At 32.1% G+C, this 18,703-nt stretch carries 19 protein-coding genes and 2 tRNA genes; 14 read left to right on the forward strand and 7 right to left on the reverse strand.

Translation table 11 applies throughout. The annotated features are described in order from the left end of the window. Window positions 1-61: 61 nt before the first annotated feature. Window positions 62-146, reverse strand: a tRNA-Ser gene (locus ACFQ1Q_RS13805). A 184-nt stretch (window positions 147-330) separates the two neighbouring features. On the opposite strand from ACFQ1Q_RS13805, the gene ACFQ1Q_RS13810 reads away from it, so the two are divergent. From ACFQ1Q_RS13810 to ACFQ1Q_RS13830, 5 genes are all read left to right on the forward strand, one after another. Then, window positions 331-1,116, forward strand: a complete 786-nt coding sequence (locus ACFQ1Q_RS13810; protein WP_386132726.1) for a DUF3108 domain-containing protein — start codon at window positions 331-333, stop codon at window positions 1,114-1,116. 4 nt (window positions 1,117-1,120) lie between these two features. Continuing rightward, window positions 1,121-1,450, forward strand: a complete 330-nt coding sequence (locus ACFQ1Q_RS13815; RefSeq protein ID WP_386132729.1) for an FUSC family protein — start codon at window positions 1,121-1,123, stop codon at window positions 1,448-1,450. A gap of 40 nt (window positions 1,451-1,490) precedes the next feature. Continuing rightward, window positions 1,491-2,522 (forward strand): M28 family metallopeptidase, encoded by a 1,032-nt coding sequence (locus ACFQ1Q_RS13820; RefSeq protein WP_386132732.1) that lies wholly within the window; start codon window positions 1,491-1,493, stop codon window positions 2,520-2,522. Between the two features lie 115 nt (window positions 2,523-2,637). Further along, on the forward strand, window positions 2,638-4,182 hold the full coding sequence (locus ACFQ1Q_RS13825) for a M28 family peptidase (protein ID WP_386132734.1): 1,545 nt from the start codon (window positions 2,638-2,640) through the stop codon (window positions 4,180-4,182). 130 nt (window positions 4,183-4,312) lie between these two features. After that, window positions 4,313-4,388: transfer RNA gene (locus ACFQ1Q_RS13830), tRNA-His, on the forward strand. Between the two features lie 46 nt (window positions 4,389-4,434). On the opposite strand, the gene bshB1 is transcribed toward ACFQ1Q_RS13830, so the two are convergent. The 6 genes from bshB1 to mscL all read right to left on the reverse strand — a co-directional run bounded on the left by bshB1 (window position 4,435) and on the right by mscL (window position 11,658). Continuing rightward, window positions 4,435-5,151 carry a bacillithiol biosynthesis deacetylase BshB1 gene (bshB1, locus tag ACFQ1Q_RS13835; protein ID WP_386132737.1) on the reverse strand — a complete coding sequence of 239 codons (717 nt, stop codon included), beginning with the start codon at window positions 5,149-5,151 and terminating at the stop codon, window positions 4,435-4,437. Between the two features lie 5 nt (window positions 5,152-5,156). Beyond that, entirely contained in the window at window positions 5,157-6,311 is a 1,155-nt protein-coding gene (locus tag ACFQ1Q_RS13840; RefSeq protein ID WP_386132740.1) for a trans-sulfuration enzyme family protein, read from the reverse strand. A gap of 419 nt (window positions 6,312-6,730) precedes the next feature. Then, a complete protein-coding gene (locus ACFQ1Q_RS13845) occupies window positions 6,731-7,120 on the reverse strand; it encodes a DoxX family protein (protein WP_386132742.1) in 390 nt (129 codons plus the stop codon). Then, window positions 7,105-7,488, reverse strand: a complete 384-nt coding sequence (locus ACFQ1Q_RS13850; RefSeq protein ID WP_386132745.1) for an alkyl hydroperoxide reductase — start codon at window positions 7,486-7,488, stop codon at window positions 7,105-7,107. The genes ACFQ1Q_RS13845 and ACFQ1Q_RS13850 overlap by 16 nt, the downstream gene beginning before the upstream one ends. Before the next feature lie 412 nt (window positions 7,489-7,900). Then, window positions 7,901-11,110 (reverse strand): cytochrome c biogenesis protein CcsA, encoded by a 3,210-nt coding sequence (gene ccsA, locus ACFQ1Q_RS13855; protein WP_386132748.1) that lies wholly within the window; start codon window positions 11,108-11,110, stop codon window positions 7,901-7,903. A gap of 98 nt (window positions 11,111-11,208) precedes the next feature. Then, window positions 11,209-11,658 (reverse strand): large conductance mechanosensitive channel protein MscL, encoded by a 450-nt coding sequence (gene mscL / locus ACFQ1Q_RS13860; RefSeq protein ID WP_386132750.1) that lies wholly within the window; start codon window positions 11,656-11,658, stop codon window positions 11,209-11,211. A 100-nt stretch (window positions 11,659-11,758) separates the two neighbouring features. Between mscL and ACFQ1Q_RS13865 the strand changes: the two genes are divergently transcribed. From ACFQ1Q_RS13865 to ACFQ1Q_RS13905, 9 genes are all read left to right on the forward strand, one after another. Further along, window positions 11,759-12,550, forward strand: coding sequence for a Rossmann-like and DUF2520 domain-containing protein (locus ACFQ1Q_RS13865; protein ID WP_386132753.1), 792 nt, complete (start codon window positions 11,759-11,761; stop codon window positions 12,548-12,550). 1 nt (window position 12,551) lies between these two features. Beyond that, window positions 12,552-13,082 (forward strand): KdsC family phosphatase, encoded by a 531-nt coding sequence (locus tag ACFQ1Q_RS13870; protein ID WP_386132754.1) that lies wholly within the window; start codon window positions 12,552-12,554, stop codon window positions 13,080-13,082. A 3-nt stretch (window positions 13,083-13,085) separates the two neighbouring features. Continuing rightward, window positions 13,086-13,940: an alpha/beta hydrolase gene (locus ACFQ1Q_RS13875; protein WP_386132756.1), complete on the forward strand. Its 855-nt coding sequence runs from the start codon at window positions 13,086-13,088 to the stop codon at window positions 13,938-13,940. Beyond that, complete coding sequence (locus ACFQ1Q_RS13880) at window positions 13,933-14,862, forward strand: geranylgeranylglycerol-phosphate geranylgeranyltransferase (RefSeq protein ID WP_386132759.1); 930 nt, start codon at window positions 13,933-13,935, stop codon at window positions 14,860-14,862. Before ACFQ1Q_RS13875 ends, ACFQ1Q_RS13880 begins: the two co-directional genes overlap by 8 nt. Further along, on the forward strand, window positions 14,862-15,455 hold the full coding sequence (locus tag ACFQ1Q_RS13885; protein ID WP_386132761.1) for a Maf-like protein: 594 nt from the start codon (window positions 14,862-14,864) through the stop codon (window positions 15,453-15,455). Before ACFQ1Q_RS13880 ends, ACFQ1Q_RS13885 begins: the two co-directional genes overlap by 1 nt. Window positions 15,456-15,484: 29 nt before the next feature. Beyond that, window positions 15,485-16,408, forward strand: a complete 924-nt coding sequence (locus ACFQ1Q_RS13890; protein WP_386132764.1) for a septum formation inhibitor Maf — start codon at window positions 15,485-15,487, stop codon at window positions 16,406-16,408. A 54-nt stretch (window positions 16,409-16,462) separates the two neighbouring features. Then, window positions 16,463-17,008 (forward strand): mechanosensitive ion channel domain-containing protein, encoded by a 546-nt coding sequence (locus ACFQ1Q_RS13895; RefSeq protein WP_386132766.1) that lies wholly within the window; start codon window positions 16,463-16,465, stop codon window positions 17,006-17,008. Beyond that, a complete protein-coding gene (gene corA, locus ACFQ1Q_RS13900) occupies window positions 17,005-18,090 on the forward strand; it encodes a magnesium/cobalt transporter CorA (protein ID WP_386132769.1) in 1,086 nt (361 codons plus the stop codon). The genes ACFQ1Q_RS13895 and corA overlap by 4 nt, the downstream gene beginning before the upstream one ends. A gap of 80 nt (window positions 18,091-18,170) precedes the next feature. Continuing rightward, the gene (locus ACFQ1Q_RS13905) at window positions 18,171-18,698 is read left to right on the forward strand and encodes a DUF421 domain-containing protein (RefSeq protein WP_386132771.1); all 528 of its coding nucleotides are present in this window, start codon (window positions 18,171-18,173) and stop codon (window positions 18,696-18,698) included. Window positions 18,699-18,703: the final 5 nt, after the last annotated feature.

The following is an 18,703-nucleotide window of genomic DNA, read 5'->3' on the forward strand; positions in this document are numbered from 1 at the left end:
CCCTTATGTTGCACCATTTAAAAATAAAGCCCTTACAATCAGATGATTATAAGGGCTTTTGCGGAGAAAGAGGGATTCGAACCCCCGGAGGTGTGACCCTCGCCAGTTTTCAAGACTGGTGCATTCGACCACTCTGCCATTTCTCCAAAGTGTCTCATCAGGTATTCCCTAAATGCGGATGCAAATATAAAATCCTTTTTTACTTTACCCAAGCTTTTTTTATTATTTATTTTGAGTAGAAAATATAATAAAAATATCAGACTTTTGTCTGTCTATTGTAATTTCGGCATAATTAATGTTTTTTAATTTTTAACAAATAAAAATTTACAGATGAAATTTAAACTCTTTATAACACTATCTCTTTTTTTCTCTATAGTATTTAGCCAAAATAAAACCATTGATTTTGGAGAAAAACTTGTTTTTACAGCCTCATATAATATGTCTGGCCTATTGACAGACATTGCTCAAGTAACTATGGAAACAAGTAAAGTACAAACTTCAACAAGTACTTTGATGAGACTTAAATGTACTGCTGCAACATATAGTAATTTTGATAGTTTTTTTAAAATAAGAGATTTGTATGAAAGCTACGTTAGCCCTAATAGTCTTAATCCATATCTATACAAACGAGATATCAATGAAGGTGGCTTTTACAAGTTTATGCAATATAAATTTCAACGGAAAGCTGGTAAAGTCGAAAGTCTTATGAAAAAGAGGCGTGGAGATGGCAGTATTTGGGAAGTAAATAAAACATTAAATATGGACTCTTCTGTTAAAGATATTGTATCTACGCTGTATATGCTACGAAATTTAGATATCGATAAAGCCAATGTTGGAGATGCCTCAAGTTTCAAGATTTTATTTGATAATGAAGTCGCTACGGTAACTTTTAAGTATTTAGGAAAAGAAACTATTTCAAGTAAAATTGGAAGAAAAGAATGTTATAAAATTGCAATTGGAGCTAGAGGTGGAAGTGCTGACGTATTAAAAGGGTCAAATTCAAATATTATATGGCTAACTGCAGATGCTAATAAAGTTCCTGTTTTAGCTAAGTTTAAAATTCCTGTTGGTAACGGAGAGTTAAAAATTCAATCTGCAACAGGTCTAAAAAACTAAAATCATGAAAAAAATTCTTATCATATTAGGCTTTATTTCAGCGATAACTGCTGTTGTATTAGCAGTTACGCCATTGTTTAAACTTTCAGTTTTTCCTGTAATTACTGGGCTTGTTTTAGGTTTTCTTTTAATCTATCTGTACAGAAAAAAGGAAGTTAAAACTAAAGCTATTCAATACATTTTTTTACTATCAATAATCGCGTTGTCATTTACGATATATAAATCCATTTTTATTGAAGCCGAAATTGGAGATGTAGAACAATTAGATAAGTTAGAAGATTCTTCTAAGGAAGAAGCCATCAAAGAACTAGAAGGCATTGATATAGATAGTTAATGCAAATTTTGTCTTATTTTTGAGCTGAAAATATAGATAAATGAGAATTTTAGTTGCTTCGCTCCTACTATTAGTAGGTACCTGCTCCAATAAAAGACATAGTGAAAGAGTTAAAGATTTAAAAGAATCGGTTAACTACGACAATAAAATAGAAATTGAAACATATCTAAACACTATCTCTGAAAAAGATTTAAAAAAACATTTGTTTGAAATTGCATCAGACAAATACGAAGGTCGAAAAGCTGGAGAAAATGGACATAATCAGCTTTGTAACTATTTAAAAGATTTCTATAAAACTTATAATATTAATGCGCCTAGTGCTCATCCAAATTATTTTCAAAACATTCCTTCTTCAGAATTACCCGAAAGTATAAATTCTACTCAAAATGTTATTGCCTATATAAAAGGTTCAGACTTACCAAATGAGTATTTAATTGTTTCAGCGCACTCAGACCACCTAGGAATAGAAAATGGAGAAATACACAATGGTGCAGATGATAATGGTTCTGGCACATCCGCAATTTTAGAGATTGCCGAAGCTTTTTTATTGGCTAAAAAACAAGGAATAAACCCAAAAAGAAGTATCGTTTTTTTACATGCAACTGCTGAAGAATTAGGCCTAATTGGGTCAAACTTTTATACCGCAAATCCAGTATTCCCACTAGAAAATACAGTTGCAAATTTAAATACCGACATGATTGGTCGTGTAGACAAGCGACATGAAAACAATCCTAACTACGTATACGTAATTGGATCTGACAGAATTAGTACAGAATTAGATTTTATTGTTAGAGAAGCCAACGAGACATTTACACATTTAAATCTTGACTACAAATACAATGATAAAGACGACCCAAATAGATACTACAACCGCTCTGACCATTATAACTTTGCACTTAAAAATATTCCTGTTGTCTTTTTCTTTAACGGAGAACATGAAGATTACCATAAAGCAAGTGATACTGTAGAAAAAATAAATTTTGAAATTTTAAAAAAACGCACTCAACTCATTTTTGCTACGGCGTGGTATATTGCAAATGCAGAAAATGCACCCTCTAAAGAAGTACTTTGATGTTAAATAATGTTAAACGTTAACCTATCAATTTGACACTGCTATTAATTAATTAAATTTATGAAACTTTTTATCGAAGTAATCTTTACTTCAATTCTTTAAATCTTAAATAATAATGAAAAAAAATATCCTAACGCTAAGCTTAGCTGTAATATTAACCGCTTGTGGTGGTACTAAAACTGAAACTTCTGTAGCTAAAAAACCTAAAGCAAATCCAGAGGACTACGCTGCTACAATAACACAAGAAGATTTAAAAAAGCATTTATACAAATATGCTTCAGATGAATTTGAAGGTAGAAATACAGGTGAAAAAGGCCAGAAAATGGCTGTTGAATACTTAAAAAATCAATATCTAGCTTTAGGAATCGGATCACCTTATAATGGTGATGATTACTTTCAAGAAGTACCATTAGAAAAACCTTCTGTATCATCAGCTCAAATTTCTGTAGATGGTCAAGCATTTGAAGCTTTTAAAGACCACATCGTCTTATCCCTAAGTAAAAGTTTAGATGTAAAAGCATCAGAGATAGTTAACGTAGGTTATGGTATTGATTCTGAAAATTACTCAGATTATAAAGATAAAAACGTAAAAGGAAAGATTGTTTTTGCAAAAGCTGGAGAACCAAAAGATGTTAATGGAAATTACGTAACCTCCGGAACAACAGAAGACACAAAATGGACAAATGGAAGACAGTCTTTGTCATCTAAAAGAAACGCTGCAATAGACAATGGTGCAAAGACCTTAATTTATTTTGATGGCGGACTATTTACAAGATATGCTCCATTCTACCAAAGACAAGCAGAATCTGGTTCTTCAGGGCGTTTGTCTCTTAAAAGCGCTAATGATGAATTTGCTTTTATTATGGTAAACGAAAGTGTATCTAAAGCAATAGAAAATTCATCAAATCCAAAAATTACTATTAGTGCTGAAAGAAAAGCAGAAGAAGTAATGTCCGAAAATGTTGTTGCTTTTATAAAAGGTACAGAAAAACCTGACGAGATTTTAGTCATTTCGGCTCATTTAGACCATGAAGGTATCAAAGATGGAGAAGTGTATAATGGTGCTGATGATGATGGCTCTGGAACAGTTGCAATTTTAGAGATAGCCGAAGCTTTCCAAAAAGCAATAAAAGACGGATATCAACCAAAGCGATCTATTCTATTTTTACATGTTACAGGTGAAGAAAAGGGACTTCTGGGTTCAAGATATTATACAGATATAGATCCTATTTTTCCGCTCAAAAATACGGTTGCAGATTTAAATATAGATATGATTGGTCGCATTGACCCAAAACGTAAAGAAGGTGACAGAAACTATGTTTATCTCATTGGTAGTGATAAATTAAGTACCGAATTGCATAACTTATCGGAAGACGTAAATAAAAAATATACCAATGTAGAATTAGATTATACATTTAATGACGAAAATGACAAAAACCGTTATTACTATAGGTCAGATCACTATAACTTTGCTAAAAATAATGTCCCTGTGATATTTTATTTTAATGGAACTCATGATGACTATCACAGACCGTCTGACACGCCAGATAAGATTGAATATGATTTATTAGAAAACAGAACACGTTTAGTATTTCATACGGCGTGGGAACTAGCAAATCGCGAAAATAGACCTGTAGTGGATAAACCAATTGAAAAATAATAAGATATTTTATAATTCTTTTATTATAAAGTCCTTCAATTTTTTGAAGGACTTATTTTTTTTAAAATATTTACAAAAAAAGGTTTGCTAAAATATAGTTTATAATTACATTTGCAGTCCTAATTAAAATGGTGGTTGTAGCTCAGTTGGTTAGAGCGCTGGTTTGTGGTACCAGAAGTCGTGGGTTCGAGCCCCATCTTCCACCCAAAAATAAAAAGCCTTTCAGAAATGAAAGGCTTTTTTTGTATCTACTTATTTTAAATCATAAAGACTATTGACCGCAGCATAACGTTCTGTTGTAAAACCTTCGGCATAATCTGTACCTATTAATCTCCCGAGATTTGAAGCCCTATATGTAATACTATCTATAAAGTTTTTACTCGTTATTGGAGTTTCTGGTTCGTTGGTTTTTGGGTCGTAAAACTGCGTTTTATAGGCTTTTACAGAATTCATTTTTTTATCCATAAAACCAGAAACATCAACAACAAAATCTGGTACAATATCTTTCCACTGTATGTAATGATATACCACACTTGGGCGCCACTTCTCTTGTTTTTTATTATCTAAGGTAGTTTCAATCTTTATAAGTCCACTTAAAAAGCAAGCGTCACTTACTAATTTACTTCCTCTTCCGTGATCAATATGCCTATCATCTATAGCATTACACAATACAATTTCTGGTTGGTATTTACGAAGTATTTTTATAATTTGAAGTTGGTGCGCTCTATCGTTTACAAAAAAACCGTCTGCAAAAGATAAATTCTCTCTAACGCTTATGCCTAAAATTTTAGCAGCATCAGATGCTTCTTTATCTCGAATTTTGGCAGTACCTCTTGTGCCCAATTCACCACGCGTTAAATCTATAATGCCTACTTTTTTACCATTTGAAACTTCCTTGGCAATTGTTGCACCACAGCCTAATTCTACATCATCTGGATGTGCTCCAAAAGCTAAAATATCTAATTTCATTTCTTTTAAATTATATCATTCATTGCCTGTTCTATATCTTCCTTAAGGTCTGCTACATCTTCAATACCCACTGAAAAACGGATAAGCTGATCACTAATACCTACAGCTTCTCGTTCTTGTGGAGTTAATAAAGCATGTGATGTTAAATGAGGAGATATCATTGTGCTCTCAACGCCAGCTAAACTCATAGAAGATTTTATTAATTTTAATGCTTTCTGAAATTTATGTGAATCTAATTCTGGCTTTAGTTCAAACGATAGCATTGCTCCAAATCCTTTCATTTGCGTTGTAGCCAATTTATGTTCTGGATGAGATTTTAAACCTGGATAATAAACTTTAGAGACATTATTATGCTTGTTTAACCATTTTGCAAGTTTAAAAGCATTTTTTGTTTGAGCTTTAACTCTAAGTCCTAAGGTTTTCATGCTTCGTTCTAACATCCAAACGGTCATGTCACTTAAGCTTCCGCCAAGATTTTTAGAAACTTCCCAAATACGCTGAATATTAATTTCAGAACCTGCTACCGCTCCAGCACAAATATCACTATGACCACCAAAATATTTGGTAGCTGAATGCATAACTAAATCGATACCAAATTCCTTAGGATTTTGATTTATTGGCGATGCAAATGTGTTATCAATAGAAGTTAGTATATCTTTAGATTTTGCTAATTCTGTGACATCTCTTATGTCTGTGATTGTAAGCAAAGGATTTGATGGTGTTTCAATATGAATAAGCTTTGTATTTTCTTGTATAGCGGCTTCAAAATCTTTTGCTTTGTAACCGCTAGTAAATGTATATTCTATTCCATATTTAGGAAATTCCTCCTTTATAAAATTTACAGTGCCGCCGTATAAAGTATTTTGAACAACCAAATGGTCACCCTTTTGTAAAAAAGCCAAAAACATATGGCTGATTGCTGCCATACCAGAACCAAATATCATAGCAGCTTCCATACCTTCTAAGGCAGCAATTTTTTTTGATAAAAATTCTTGATTTGGTGTATTAAAGTAACGCGGATAACGCTTTACATCGACATCTAAAAATTCATAAGACGAGCTTAAGTACATTGGTGATACTGCACCTTTGAATTGTTTATCTTTAACTTCTCCGACGTGCGTACAAATTGTATTAACACCTAACTTTTTATTTGTATCCATATTTTTAAATCACATAAAATTATACAAAATTGAGCTTACAAAAAGTAACGTCCAAAGAAATGTACGCGCCCAATTATAATATACTAGTTTTTTACAAACATTATTTATTGGCCTATTTTTATCAATGCTTTGATGCAAGGGTACAAAAATTATGAATGTTAGTAACCAAAGTATAATTATTGTACAAAAACAAAAAATTGTGTACCAATTTTGCAACTGCCAAAGATGAATTGCTCCTACAATTAGCTGACCAAACATTAAAGGCAAAACGATGACCGTAACGCGTTTTCTATAACTTTTATGCCAAGTTAATAAATTAGAAGATGTATAAAATGAAAAACTAGGGTAAATTACCAATTGTACCGTCCAGATAAGAACAAAAAAGCCAGCATCAATAAGTAATCTTAATTCTGATATACTCATAATCCATTTGATTTTCTAATTGACCATGCCCAAAGTATTAGCATTGGATGAATGACCAATAAACGAATCCAAGCTATATAAGTTGGAACACATAACGAACTAAACATACAACCTCCTTCTGTAATGAAGAAGATATGCGAAGGAATAAATAAAATAAGAAGAATAATTATGCCTTTTGCGGCTAACAATCGAGTTTTTGGGACGGCAATACATATGGCAAGAACTATTTCTAATAATCCACTAACAAGATTTATAAGCTTTGGAAACAGTAAGTAATCCGGTATTAAAGGGTAATAAAATTTAGGATTAATGAAATGGTACATTCCTGCAAAAGCATAAAAAACTATCAGTAAAATTCGCAAAAACTTTATCATGATAATTTCCATTTATAATCTTTGTGCACTTTTTTCAGAATTATAAAGAAAGGAATCCACCAAATAAAATCGTTTGTAATAAGCGTATAAATAAATTGAAAAGGCACATCACCATTAATGTAGTTGAAAACAAAACCTAATGGCCCAAAAATCTTACCGAAAAAACCTACTGCAACTATAGGCCAATGCTTCATTGGGTTATAAGAAGCCCACCAATATCCTAATCCGTAAACTCCAATAACCATTCCCATACCTTGCCAAACCATCGGATGGTTTAATGGTTGCATACCAACGAGATTAAAAAATTGATTTGGAAACAATACCACCCAAGTACCCCAAATGATGTTGTAAATTGCTGCTAGTCTTAAAGTCAGTTTCATTGGAAAGTTTTAGCAAAAAATGGAACAAAGTACTTAGCGTTAAATTTCACTAATCTTTCTTACCAATATTATTGTAAGCTCTAATAATAAAAAAAGCCCATAACACAACAAGTGCCGAAACAACAATAGAAAACCAAAATACTATATCATCTGCCTCCATTGTTTATTATTTTTAGGAAAATAACTACACCCAGCAAAGTTGGAGCCCAAAGACCTACAAATATACCGTGGAGTCTATCTCCAGTTAAAAACAAGTATTCTGCGACAATAATGATTACAGCACATAGAGCTAACATAAAGAAATTTGTTGCTCCTAACTTTTTAAAAATATTCATTCTTATTGGTCGGTTTAATATAAACAAGTTACATAAAAATTGATTTTTTCAACACTAAAAAAACAGAAAAATCAATTTTATTTATAATGCGTTTTGTATTTTCTGAAAGCAAAAAATGCAATTACACCAATAATGGCTAAAGCAATTGCTATAAATTGAAAACTTATAATTTGATCTCCACTAGCATAAGCATGAAGCCCCGAAAGGTAAAAGTTAACACCAAAATAAGTCATTAATATACTTCCAAAGGTCAAAACAGAGAGTAAATTATACAACCATTTACCACGAAGTCCAGGTATTAATCGCATATGTATTACAAAAGCGTAAAACATAATACTTATCAGTGCCCAAGTTTCTTTTGGATCCCAACCCCAATAACGTCCCCAACTTTCATTTGCCCACATTCCGCCTAAAAAATTCCCTATTGTTAACATTACTAAACCAACTGTTAGGGCAAGCTCGTTGATAATGGTAATTTCTTTTACATTTATTTTCATGCGCTCTTTATTATTTTTATTAGTTAGAATCATTAATAATAAGGCTACTAAACCTAAAATCATACCTATAGCAAATGGTCCATAACTAGCAACAATAACTGAAACATGAATCATTAACCAATAACCTTGTAAAACAGGCTGAAGATTTCCAATAGCTGGATCCATCCAATTCCAATGCGCTATCATAAGGATAATAGAAACAACAAATGCAGAAGAGGCTATTGTTAATTTACTTTTTCGTCCAAATAATAAACCAAACAGCATAGTTGCCCAAGCAACATATATCATGGACTCATAAGCATCACTCCATGGTGCGTGACCAGACAAATACCAACGTGTAATTAATCCGCCAGTATGTAATGCGAATAAAAATATTATAATACCAATAAAAATTTTTGTTAGTACTTCTAAAACTTTACTTCTAAATTTTAGAATTTGCCAAATAATAAAGATAAATAGCAACGTACTTGCATACATATACCAACTAAAAAGTTTCTTGAAAATGTCGTATTTATTGTAAGCGATTTCAGTTTGAATTTTTTCGTCTGAAAGCATTACTTCGCTACCAAATTTTTGCTGCGTCTCTTTAAAGTTGTTTAAAACTTTTTCTGCGTTTGAAAAATCTCCAGTTTTCTTAGCATTATTAAGAGTCATTAAGTAAAAACTAAATCCGTTTTTTACAAAGTTTCCATAAAGTGAATCTTTTTCATTAATTACATCTTTATAATCGCCTTTTTTATATTCGAAAGATGAAATCCATTTATTTATTTCATTATCAGGAATTGGAAATATTTTCATATATCGACCTTCAATGATACCAGAAAGTAAATTTAAACGCTCATAAGCCATCTTTATCTCTTTCTGAGAGCCATTTGGTATTGATGCGCTAAAAGCTTCTTCTAAATAAGGATCAAGTTTATTTGTACCATTTGGATTGATAAAATCTAATAAGCTCACATATTTTTCTGATGTATTAACTCCAATAATACTCCTAACTGTATCAGCCTTTCGTGGTGTTAAATAAATAATAGGCATGTTGTACCAAAGCCTATTACTTTCTTGCATGGATAATAATATTTGTGGTGCGCTTAAACCTTCGTAAGTATCTTTTTTGCTCAACTTACGTAAAACTTCTGAAGCAAACGTATGCATAGGCATCATGCGTCCACTTGCATCTTGTATCACCATTTTTGCAAATTTATCTGCATGCTCCTTTGGGACGATATTCGCTTTTAATATAGAATCTAATTGCTGTTTTGTGGGTTGTAAATTTTGAGCCTGGTTGTGGTCGTGACCATCATTGGCAGAATGCTCTTGACTAAAACCTACTAATCCAAAACAAAGAATAAATATGGTCAACAATTTAGATTTCTTTTTCTTGAGTCGGTCTAGTTGTTTGCGCAAATCATCAAATCTGGTGTTTTTAGAAAACATTATTGCCATTAAACCTATGTATAATAATATATATCCTGCATAAGTAAGGTATGTGCCCCACATATCATGGTTTACAGAAAGGATGGTCGTTTTCTCATCTGGCTCATAACCTGACTGAAAAAAACGATAACCTTTATGGTCTAACACATGATTCATATAAATTCTATAATCAAAATCTTCAACCTCGTCATCAATGACCGTGACTTTACTTTCAAACGATTTTGGCACATTTGGAGCTCCTGGATATTTTTCAGAAATAAAATCATTCAGTTTAATGGAAAACGGAAGGTCTATTACTTTTGAGCCATATTGAATAGAAATATCCAAACCTCCAACTGTTACATCTTCATATCCATTGTAGCTACCTTGACCACCCAAAAGTCCTACTTCTTTAGTTTCACCATTTGCTGAAACATTTAAAATTACACCATCTTCATCATTTTTTAAAATTTTAGATTTTTTTGCAATAGAAAACTCGCCTTTAACAACTGGGTCAGGAAAAACAATTTGCATATTCTCAATAATATATCGAGAACGTAAAGCTAAAGGCTGAAGACTATCTTTAACTAATTTTCCCTGTGTCATTGTTGCCATGGTAAGATACTCGCCTTCGTATGGTGATTGAATAAAGAGACCATCTTCCGTGTTGCTTATATTTATGGCACCTTCTTGAAATTTGTTTAATGTGAATAACACATTATGAATATTTTGAATCTCACCATCTTTTAAAAAGTGGTTGTGAGGTTTACCGTTTCCGGCTTCAACTATTTTTAAATAAGAATCCCCATTTTCATTAGGTATTATAGCTTTCTCTGCACCCGCAATAAATTCTTTAACCTCAATAGTTACTGGTGTATCTCCATAAGTGTAGGTTTCTGAAAAATCATTATCTAATCGTTCCGAAAAATCAACCTCAGCTTCAAAATTACGCTGTACCAACTGATTATTGACTTTAAAATCACCGACAATTCTACCCTTTAAATACGTTTTTAGAGAAAGCATTGAGCTTTCAGTTGCACCTTCATCTATTCGCATAGCGCCTTCGTAACCGATATATCTCGTCACACCAGCTCCTACTATAATTAATATCCATGAAAGATGTAAAATTAAAGTCGCCCACTTTTCCTTTCGCCATAATCGATATCTGCCGATGTTTCCAAAAAAATTAATAAGAAAAAACACCATAATTGCCTCAAACCACCAAGCGTTATAAATATAATGTCGGGTAAAAGGCGTTGGAGATGTCTCCATGTTTCGGTCTAATAAAGTTCCGGCTGCCATAGCAACAGCGAAAACAATAAATAAAATACCTGTAAGTCGTGTGGAAAATAGAATATTAGCGATTTTCTTTTGCATAGCGAATGGCTTATTTTAAGCTCGTGCAAAGATAAGCCTTTTAGCCGATTTTTCTAACCTTCTAAGACTGCTAAATGTTGTTAAATTTCTTTCAAAAATTATGAACTTTTCTGGGCTTTTAACAATGCATTTTGTTCTGCCATTAATTCATTTAAATTGCTAAGTAATTCTATATCTTTTGGAGTTTTTACAGTCTTATCTTTAGTGTCTTGTGCTCTATCTTTTAAGCGGTTCATAAACTTTACTACCAAAAACACCGTAAAACCAATTATTAAAAAATCTAAAAACACCTCAAACAATCGGCCATAGGCAATTGCAACCTCAGCAACAGAAATATTACCGTCTACGCTTGTAACAGCTTCTCGCAAAACTAGTTTTTTATTCTCTAGGCTAACGCCGTCAGATAATAATGAAATTGGTGGTAACAACACCTGTTTTGCTAAAACATCTACCACTTTATTAAACGCAGCACCAATGATAATACCAATGGCCATGTCCATCATATTTCCTTTAACTGCAAACTCTTTAAATTCTTTAAATAATTTCATATGTATTAATTTATTAGTGGTGTAAAAATATATGCTTTTACATTTCAAATTGAACTGAATCGCATTTTTCTTGCACTATATTTCTATGTATTTTTACCGCATGATTAGTATTGCAATTCTTGGTGCTGGCAATGTGGCTTCGCACTTATACAAAGCGTTTTCAAAATCGGATACTGTTGATGTAAAACAATGGTATAATCGTAGTTACGATGCAATAAAATCATTTAAAAATGAAACTGAAGTCATAGATGATTTGGCAAAGCTCAAAGAGGTTGATGTTTATATTCTTGCGGTTAGTGATGATGCTTTAGAAGAATTTTCAAAAACACTGCCATTCAATAATCGATTTATAGTTCATACCTCAGGAACAGTGAGTATGTATGCCTTAGATAAAAAGAATAAACGTGGCGTATTTTATCCGCTACAAAGTTTTTCTAAAGATGCTAATGTAAATTTTGAAAATGTACCGTTTTGTATTGAAACCGAAGAAAAATCTAAAATGCAAATGCTAAAAGATTTGGCAAATGCGCTCGGTAGCAAATATTATAAAATTACCACGGAGCAACGCAAAACGCTTCATGTCGCAGCTGTATTTATCAATAACTTTACTAACCAAATGTACCGTATTGCTCACGAAATTAGCGATGCTGAAAATATTGAATTTGATTTATTGAAGCCGCTTATTCTCGAAACGGCTAATAAAGTCCAAGATATGTCGCCTTACATGGCACAAACAGGACCTGCAAAACGAAATGATAAAAAGACATTGAAAAAACACTTAAAGCGTATTGAAAATGAAGAGCATAAAGAAATTTACAAACTAATCACCAAATCCATCCAAAAGACACACGGCATCAAATACCGCTTTGATATTAAACGAAAAAAACACTAAAATGGACGATAAAAGCTACAAAGAATATTTAAACGATATCACAACTTTCATTTTTGATGTTGATGGTGTATTAACCGACGGTACAGTTACGGTAACTACAGAAGGTGAAATGCTAAGAACCTTTAATATTAAAGACGGATACGCGTTAAAAACGGCGGTAGATTTAGGGTACAATGTTTGTATTATTTCTGGCGGTTCTAATGAAGGAGTACGCAAACGTTTACATCACTTAGGTATAAAAGATGTCTACTTAGGCGCGCATAATAAAATTGAGCAGCTTAACGATTATTTTAGTAAAAAGGAAATAGAAGACCATCAAACCCTTTATATGGGAGATGACATCCCAGATTATCCTGTTATGAAATTAGTAGCTTTACCTTGTTGCCCACAAGATGCTGTACCAGAAATTAAAGCCATTTCAAAATATATTTCTCATAAAAATGGTGGAAAAGGTGCAGCTCGTGATGTCATTGAGCAAGTCTTAAAAGTACAAGGCAAATGGAGTGGAAATTTTAATGCGAAATATGATTAATAAATGAAAAAATTATTCAAAATAATTATTATCGTATTAGGTTGCGTTAGCTTCAATTCGTGCCAATCAAAAAAAGCAAAAAGCATTACAGAATCACAATTTTTTACTGATTCGATTTATAGTGAAAATCTTTCAGAATACAGAAAGCACAACGTATATCTACCGCAAAATTTCGATAAAAATCTAAAGTATCCTATAATTTATGAAACTGATGGCGGAATAATTTCAGACAGTAATAGCTATAAAATTGCTTTAGATTCATTAATCGCTAATGAAATTATTAAGCCCGTAATTATTGTAGAAAGCCACTCAAATACCAAAATAGCCGATAGCACGATAATGAAAGCTGGAGATGGTTCTCCAGTAAATTTAATGTTTAGAAACTTTGAATATGTAAACGATTACTCAGACCTTACAAAAAACCCGCTTTTGGCCAATCGTTATCAAAATCATATGCATTATTTTAAGGACGAATTGATAAATAAGATTGAAGATAAATACAATCAAAAATTAAAAAAAGCTGACCGTTATTTTTATGGTTACTCAAATGGCGCAGGTTTTGGTTTGAGTTTACTAAACAGCTATCCTGAAGTGATTGGTACCTATTTATGCTTTTCGACTTTTGGTGGAAATGCGCAATCCAAAAAATGGAATAAAACTGCAAATTATCCTGATTTGTACTTAAAATACGGAAGCAAAGAGCCATTTTTTCTTGAAGATGAAGCTGAATTTCTTAAAGAAAAATTTAATGAATTTAATCAATTTATTGACGTTGAGAGATTTGAAGGTGGACACGATAATAAGATTTGGAAAAAAGAATACGTTAAAACATTAGCCAAAATTTTAAAGAATGACTAACTTTCTCAATCTCATTCGTTGGAAAAACCTCGTGCTAATTATAATCGCACAATTACTTTTAAAATACGCTTTATTAGAACCTTTAAAAACCCAATACGGACTCGCGACAGCAATGTCTGGTTTTAGTTTTTTTCTACTTGTATTTGCAACAGTTTGCATAGCTGCTGCTGGATATATTATTAATGATATTGAAGATGTTATTGCAGATAAAATAAACAAACCAAATCGCATAATTATTGGAAAAAGAATTACAGAAAAAAACGCTACTACCCTTTTTATTGCACTAAACTTTTTAGGTGTTGTTGCAGGTTTCTTTTTAACTCGAGCAGTTGATAAACAAAACCTTTTTCCAATTTTTATAGTGGCTTCTGCCCTACTTTATATGTACTCAACTTTTTTAAAACGATACGTGTTGGTTGGCAATATTGTTATAGCAGCTTTAGTGGCACTCCATATTTTGCTGGTTGGAATTTTTGATTTATTACCGGTTTTGACTTTAGAAAATGCTGCTTCGCAATATTTCTTTTTAGACCTTATTAGAGATTACGCCATATTTGCTTTTATGATTAATCTGTTGCGCGAACTTGTAAAAGACATTGAAGATATTGATGGTGACTATAAAATGGGCATACAAACCTTGCCTATATTAATTGGGCGAAACAGAGCAACAAAAACAGTATTTTTTGCATCTCTAATTCCTCTAATGCTCATAATTTTTTATTTATCAAACAACTTGTATTCGCAACCCGTTGCTTTGATTTATGTGCTTTTACTCATAATAGCACCAATGATTTATGCTTCAATTAAAACCTTTGGTGCAGAAAAGAAAAAAGATTACAAACTTATTAGTGATGTTTTAAAATTGGTAATGCTTACGGGAATTTTGTCTTTACTCTTATTTCAATTTATACTTATTAAGTAATGCTGAAAGAAAAATTAAAAGATTTTAATCTCATCTTAGCTTCAGGTTCACCAAGACGTCATGCCTTTTTTAAAGATTTAGATTTAGATTTTGAAATTAATATTAAATCAATTGACGAAATTTATCCAAATCATTTTGAACGCGAAGAAATCACAGATTACTTGGCTAAGTTAAAGGTAGAACCATTTCTCTCAGACTTGAAAGAAAACGATATTTTAGTAACAAGTGACACGATTGTTTGGCACAATAATAAAGCTTTAGGCAAACCAAAAGATGCAAATGACGCTTTTCAGATGCTGAAATCTATGAGCAACGCAACACACGAAGTTATATCTTCAATTTGTTTTACCACAATACAAAAACAATATATTACCAATACGACAACCAAAGTCACGTTTAAAACTTTAAATGATGACGAAATCTGGTTCTACATCAACAACTATAAACCTTTTGATAAAGCTGGTGCATATGGCATACAAGAATGGATTGGCGCAATAGCCATTTCAAAAATTGAAGGTTCATACAATAACGTCGTTGGACTGCCAACACATTTACTTTACGAAACGTTAAATGCCATTGCTAACGGCAATTAGAGCTGTAATTTTGTTTAAAAAGCAAGATTATGAAAACCTTAAAATACCTTTTTATAGCTATTCTGTTTTCTTTTTTTTCATGTCAAAATACTGAAAAAAAACAATCAGAGACCATAGCCGAAGCAAATATTAAAAATGAAACAATAAAACCTGCACAAGCGCTTTCTAAAGCATTTAACAAATACTGGTATGCTGGCGAAGCTGAAATTTCTTCTTATAAATTAGAACAAGCGCGTTATGGCGAAATCCGAGACGGACAAGCCGTTTTAGTATTTGTAACTGAATATTTTTTACCTGAAGTGCAAGTCAAAGCAGATAATTACAGTAAAGAAAATGTTCCTGTTTTAAAGCTGAATGCAACCAAAAATTTTAATACGGGTATTTATCCGTATTCTATAATGCAGAGCACATTTTATCCCGTAGCTAATAATCAACATGCTATTAAAATTTCAGCGTCTATACAAGAATGGTGCGGTCATGTTTATGCACAACTAAATAATAGAAATGATTTTGAAATTATGTCTCACTCCTATTTTCAGTCCGAAGCTGACCAAAATCTCAATTTAGAAAAAGCAATTACAGAAAATCAGTTATGGACCCAGTTACGTGTTAATCCAAAATCATTACCAGTTGGCGAATTGCAAATAATTCCGTCGTTTGAATTTTTGAGATTAAAACATATGCCTTTTAAAGCTTATAAAGCCTCAGCTAAAATCAATGATACTGAATATTCTATCTATTATCCTGAATTAGACCGTAGCCTAAAAATTGAATTTAATGCTTCTTTTCCGTATGATATTTTAGGTTGGGAAGAAACCTACAAAGACGGTTATGGCTCAAATGCTAAACCATTAACAACAAGAGCTACAAAACTTGAAACTATTAAATCAGCGTATTGGAGCAAAAATAGCAACGACGACGAGAATTTACGAGCAGATTTAGAATTAAAGTAAACTTCAAAAAACTAGCTTATATTTGTTAAACAATTTAAGATTGTAGAAAACATTATGAGTCTGACAGCATTTATTGAAACCTATAAAGCAGAATTGATTTCAACAGCAATTCTGCTTGTTATTTTATTAATTATAAGAGGTATTATTGTCGTCACAGTAAAAAAAATTGGTAGAAAAAGCGGCACCACAGAAGTCAGAGCAAACCTCATAGGTCGTTACGTAACGGTTACAATACTGCTTATCGGTTTACTTATAGAAGCGTTTATTTTAGGAGTTGAGTTTGGTGATATTACCTTATTGTTTTCTTCCGTTTTTGCAGTTATTGGCATTGGTTTGTTTGCAATTTGGTCAATTTTAAGCAATGTTACATCTGGAGTAATTATGTTTTTCTCTTTTCCTTATAAGGTTGGAGATAAAATTAAAATTCATGATAAAGACTTTCCAATTGAGGCGATTATCGAAGATATTAGAGCTTTTCAACTATTCTTGAGACAGGACAATGGTGATTTGGTCACTTACCCTAACAATTTAATTTTACAAAAACCTGTAACTCTAATCCAAAAGGATGCTTTAGACGAAAGCGAGAACCAAGAATTATGATTAAACGCATAAAACGAAAAAAAACGAGGACTAAAGAAGCGCAAAAATATGTTGGGCAAATCCCTGGAACATTAATATACACAGGCCAAAAAGCAAACAAAAATTTTATTGTTGAGTGTTTTGATTATACCAAAAATAACATTCAAGAAACAGCATTAGTTAATATTGAAGATGCTAAAAACTATAAAGATACAGAGTCTGTCACTTGGATAAATGTTGACGGTTTAACGCATATTGATAAAATTCAAAATATTGGCGAACAATACGGTTTACACCCTCTAGTTTTAGAAGATATTGTAAATACGACACAACGACCAAAAATTGACGAATATGAAGATTACATTTTTGTTGTGCTCAAAATGTTATATTATGACAAGGATGAAAACATCGTCATTGAGCAAGTCAGTTTGGTTTTAGGTGAAAATTACGTTATTACTTTCCAAGAATCCGAAGGTGATGTTTTTGATACCATTAGAGAACGTTTGCGTTTAGGAAATGGTCGCATTCGGGGTTTAAAGTCAGACTATTTAATGTATGCACTTATTGATGCGGTAGTCGATAATTACTTTAGTATTATTGAAACACTAGGAAACAAAATTGAAGATTTAGAAACCGAACTTTTTGCAGGACAAGCCAGAGAAAATACTAATATCGAAGTTCAACAACTAAAACGAGAAATTTTAAAAGTACGCCGTGCTATTTTTCCACTTCGCGAAATAATTAATCGCATAGAAAAAGGAGAACATAGTCTTATCTATCAACGCACACTTACGTATTACAGAGACGTTTACGATCACTTAATTCAAGTTTCAGAAAATATAGATATTTATCGCGAAATGATTTGGAGTTTAATGGATATGTACATGACAACAATCAGTAATAAAATGAATGAGGTCATGAAAGTTCTTACCATTATGTCTTCAATTTTTATTCCGTTGACCTTTTTAGCTGGTATCTACGGAATGAATTTTGAATATATTCCAGAGTTACAATACCGCTACGGTTATTTTGTACTTCTCGGAGTAATGCTAGTTATGTTTGTTGCTCTTCTCTTTTATTTTAAAAATAAAAAGTGGCTTTAAAATCTAATTGCATTAATATTTGATGCTATAATTTTATTCGGTAATGTATATCCAAATTATCTTTATTAAAAAGATAAAAAATGGACTTAGATTGGATTTATAAAACTGGCGACCCATTATTAGAAACGCTATTGGGCAGCATCTTAATTTTTATTGCGGTAATAATTTTTACTAGAATTGTAGGACTTCGTTCCTTCGCAAAATTCACAGCCTATGATTTTGCGTTTACAGTTGCCATTGGTAGTATCATTTCTTCTACCTTAACTTCTAAAACATCAGTAGTTTATGGTTCTGTAGCCATTGGTTCATTATTGTTACTCACCTATATTTTTTCAACACTTCAAAAAAAAATTCCACGGTTTAGCAATCTTATTTCTAATAAACCACTGTTGCTAATGGATGGAGCAACTATTTTAGAAAAAAATTTATCTAAATCGCGTATCGAAAAATCGCAGCTTATGGCTAAGCTTAGAGAAGCAAATGTTACTCAATTAAACCAAGTAAAAGCTGTTGTACTTGAGGCAACAGGCGATATTTCAGTATTACACAAAGCTAGCGAGGATACTTCTGCTGTTGAAGATTGTATTCTCGCTGACGTAAAATCTTAATTTTA

It is taken from the genome of Winogradskyella litorisediminis (assembly GCF_042675765.1).
Taxonomy (GTDB): Bacteria; Bacteroidota; Bacteroidia; order Flavobacteriales; family Flavobacteriaceae; genus Winogradskyella; species Winogradskyella litorisediminis.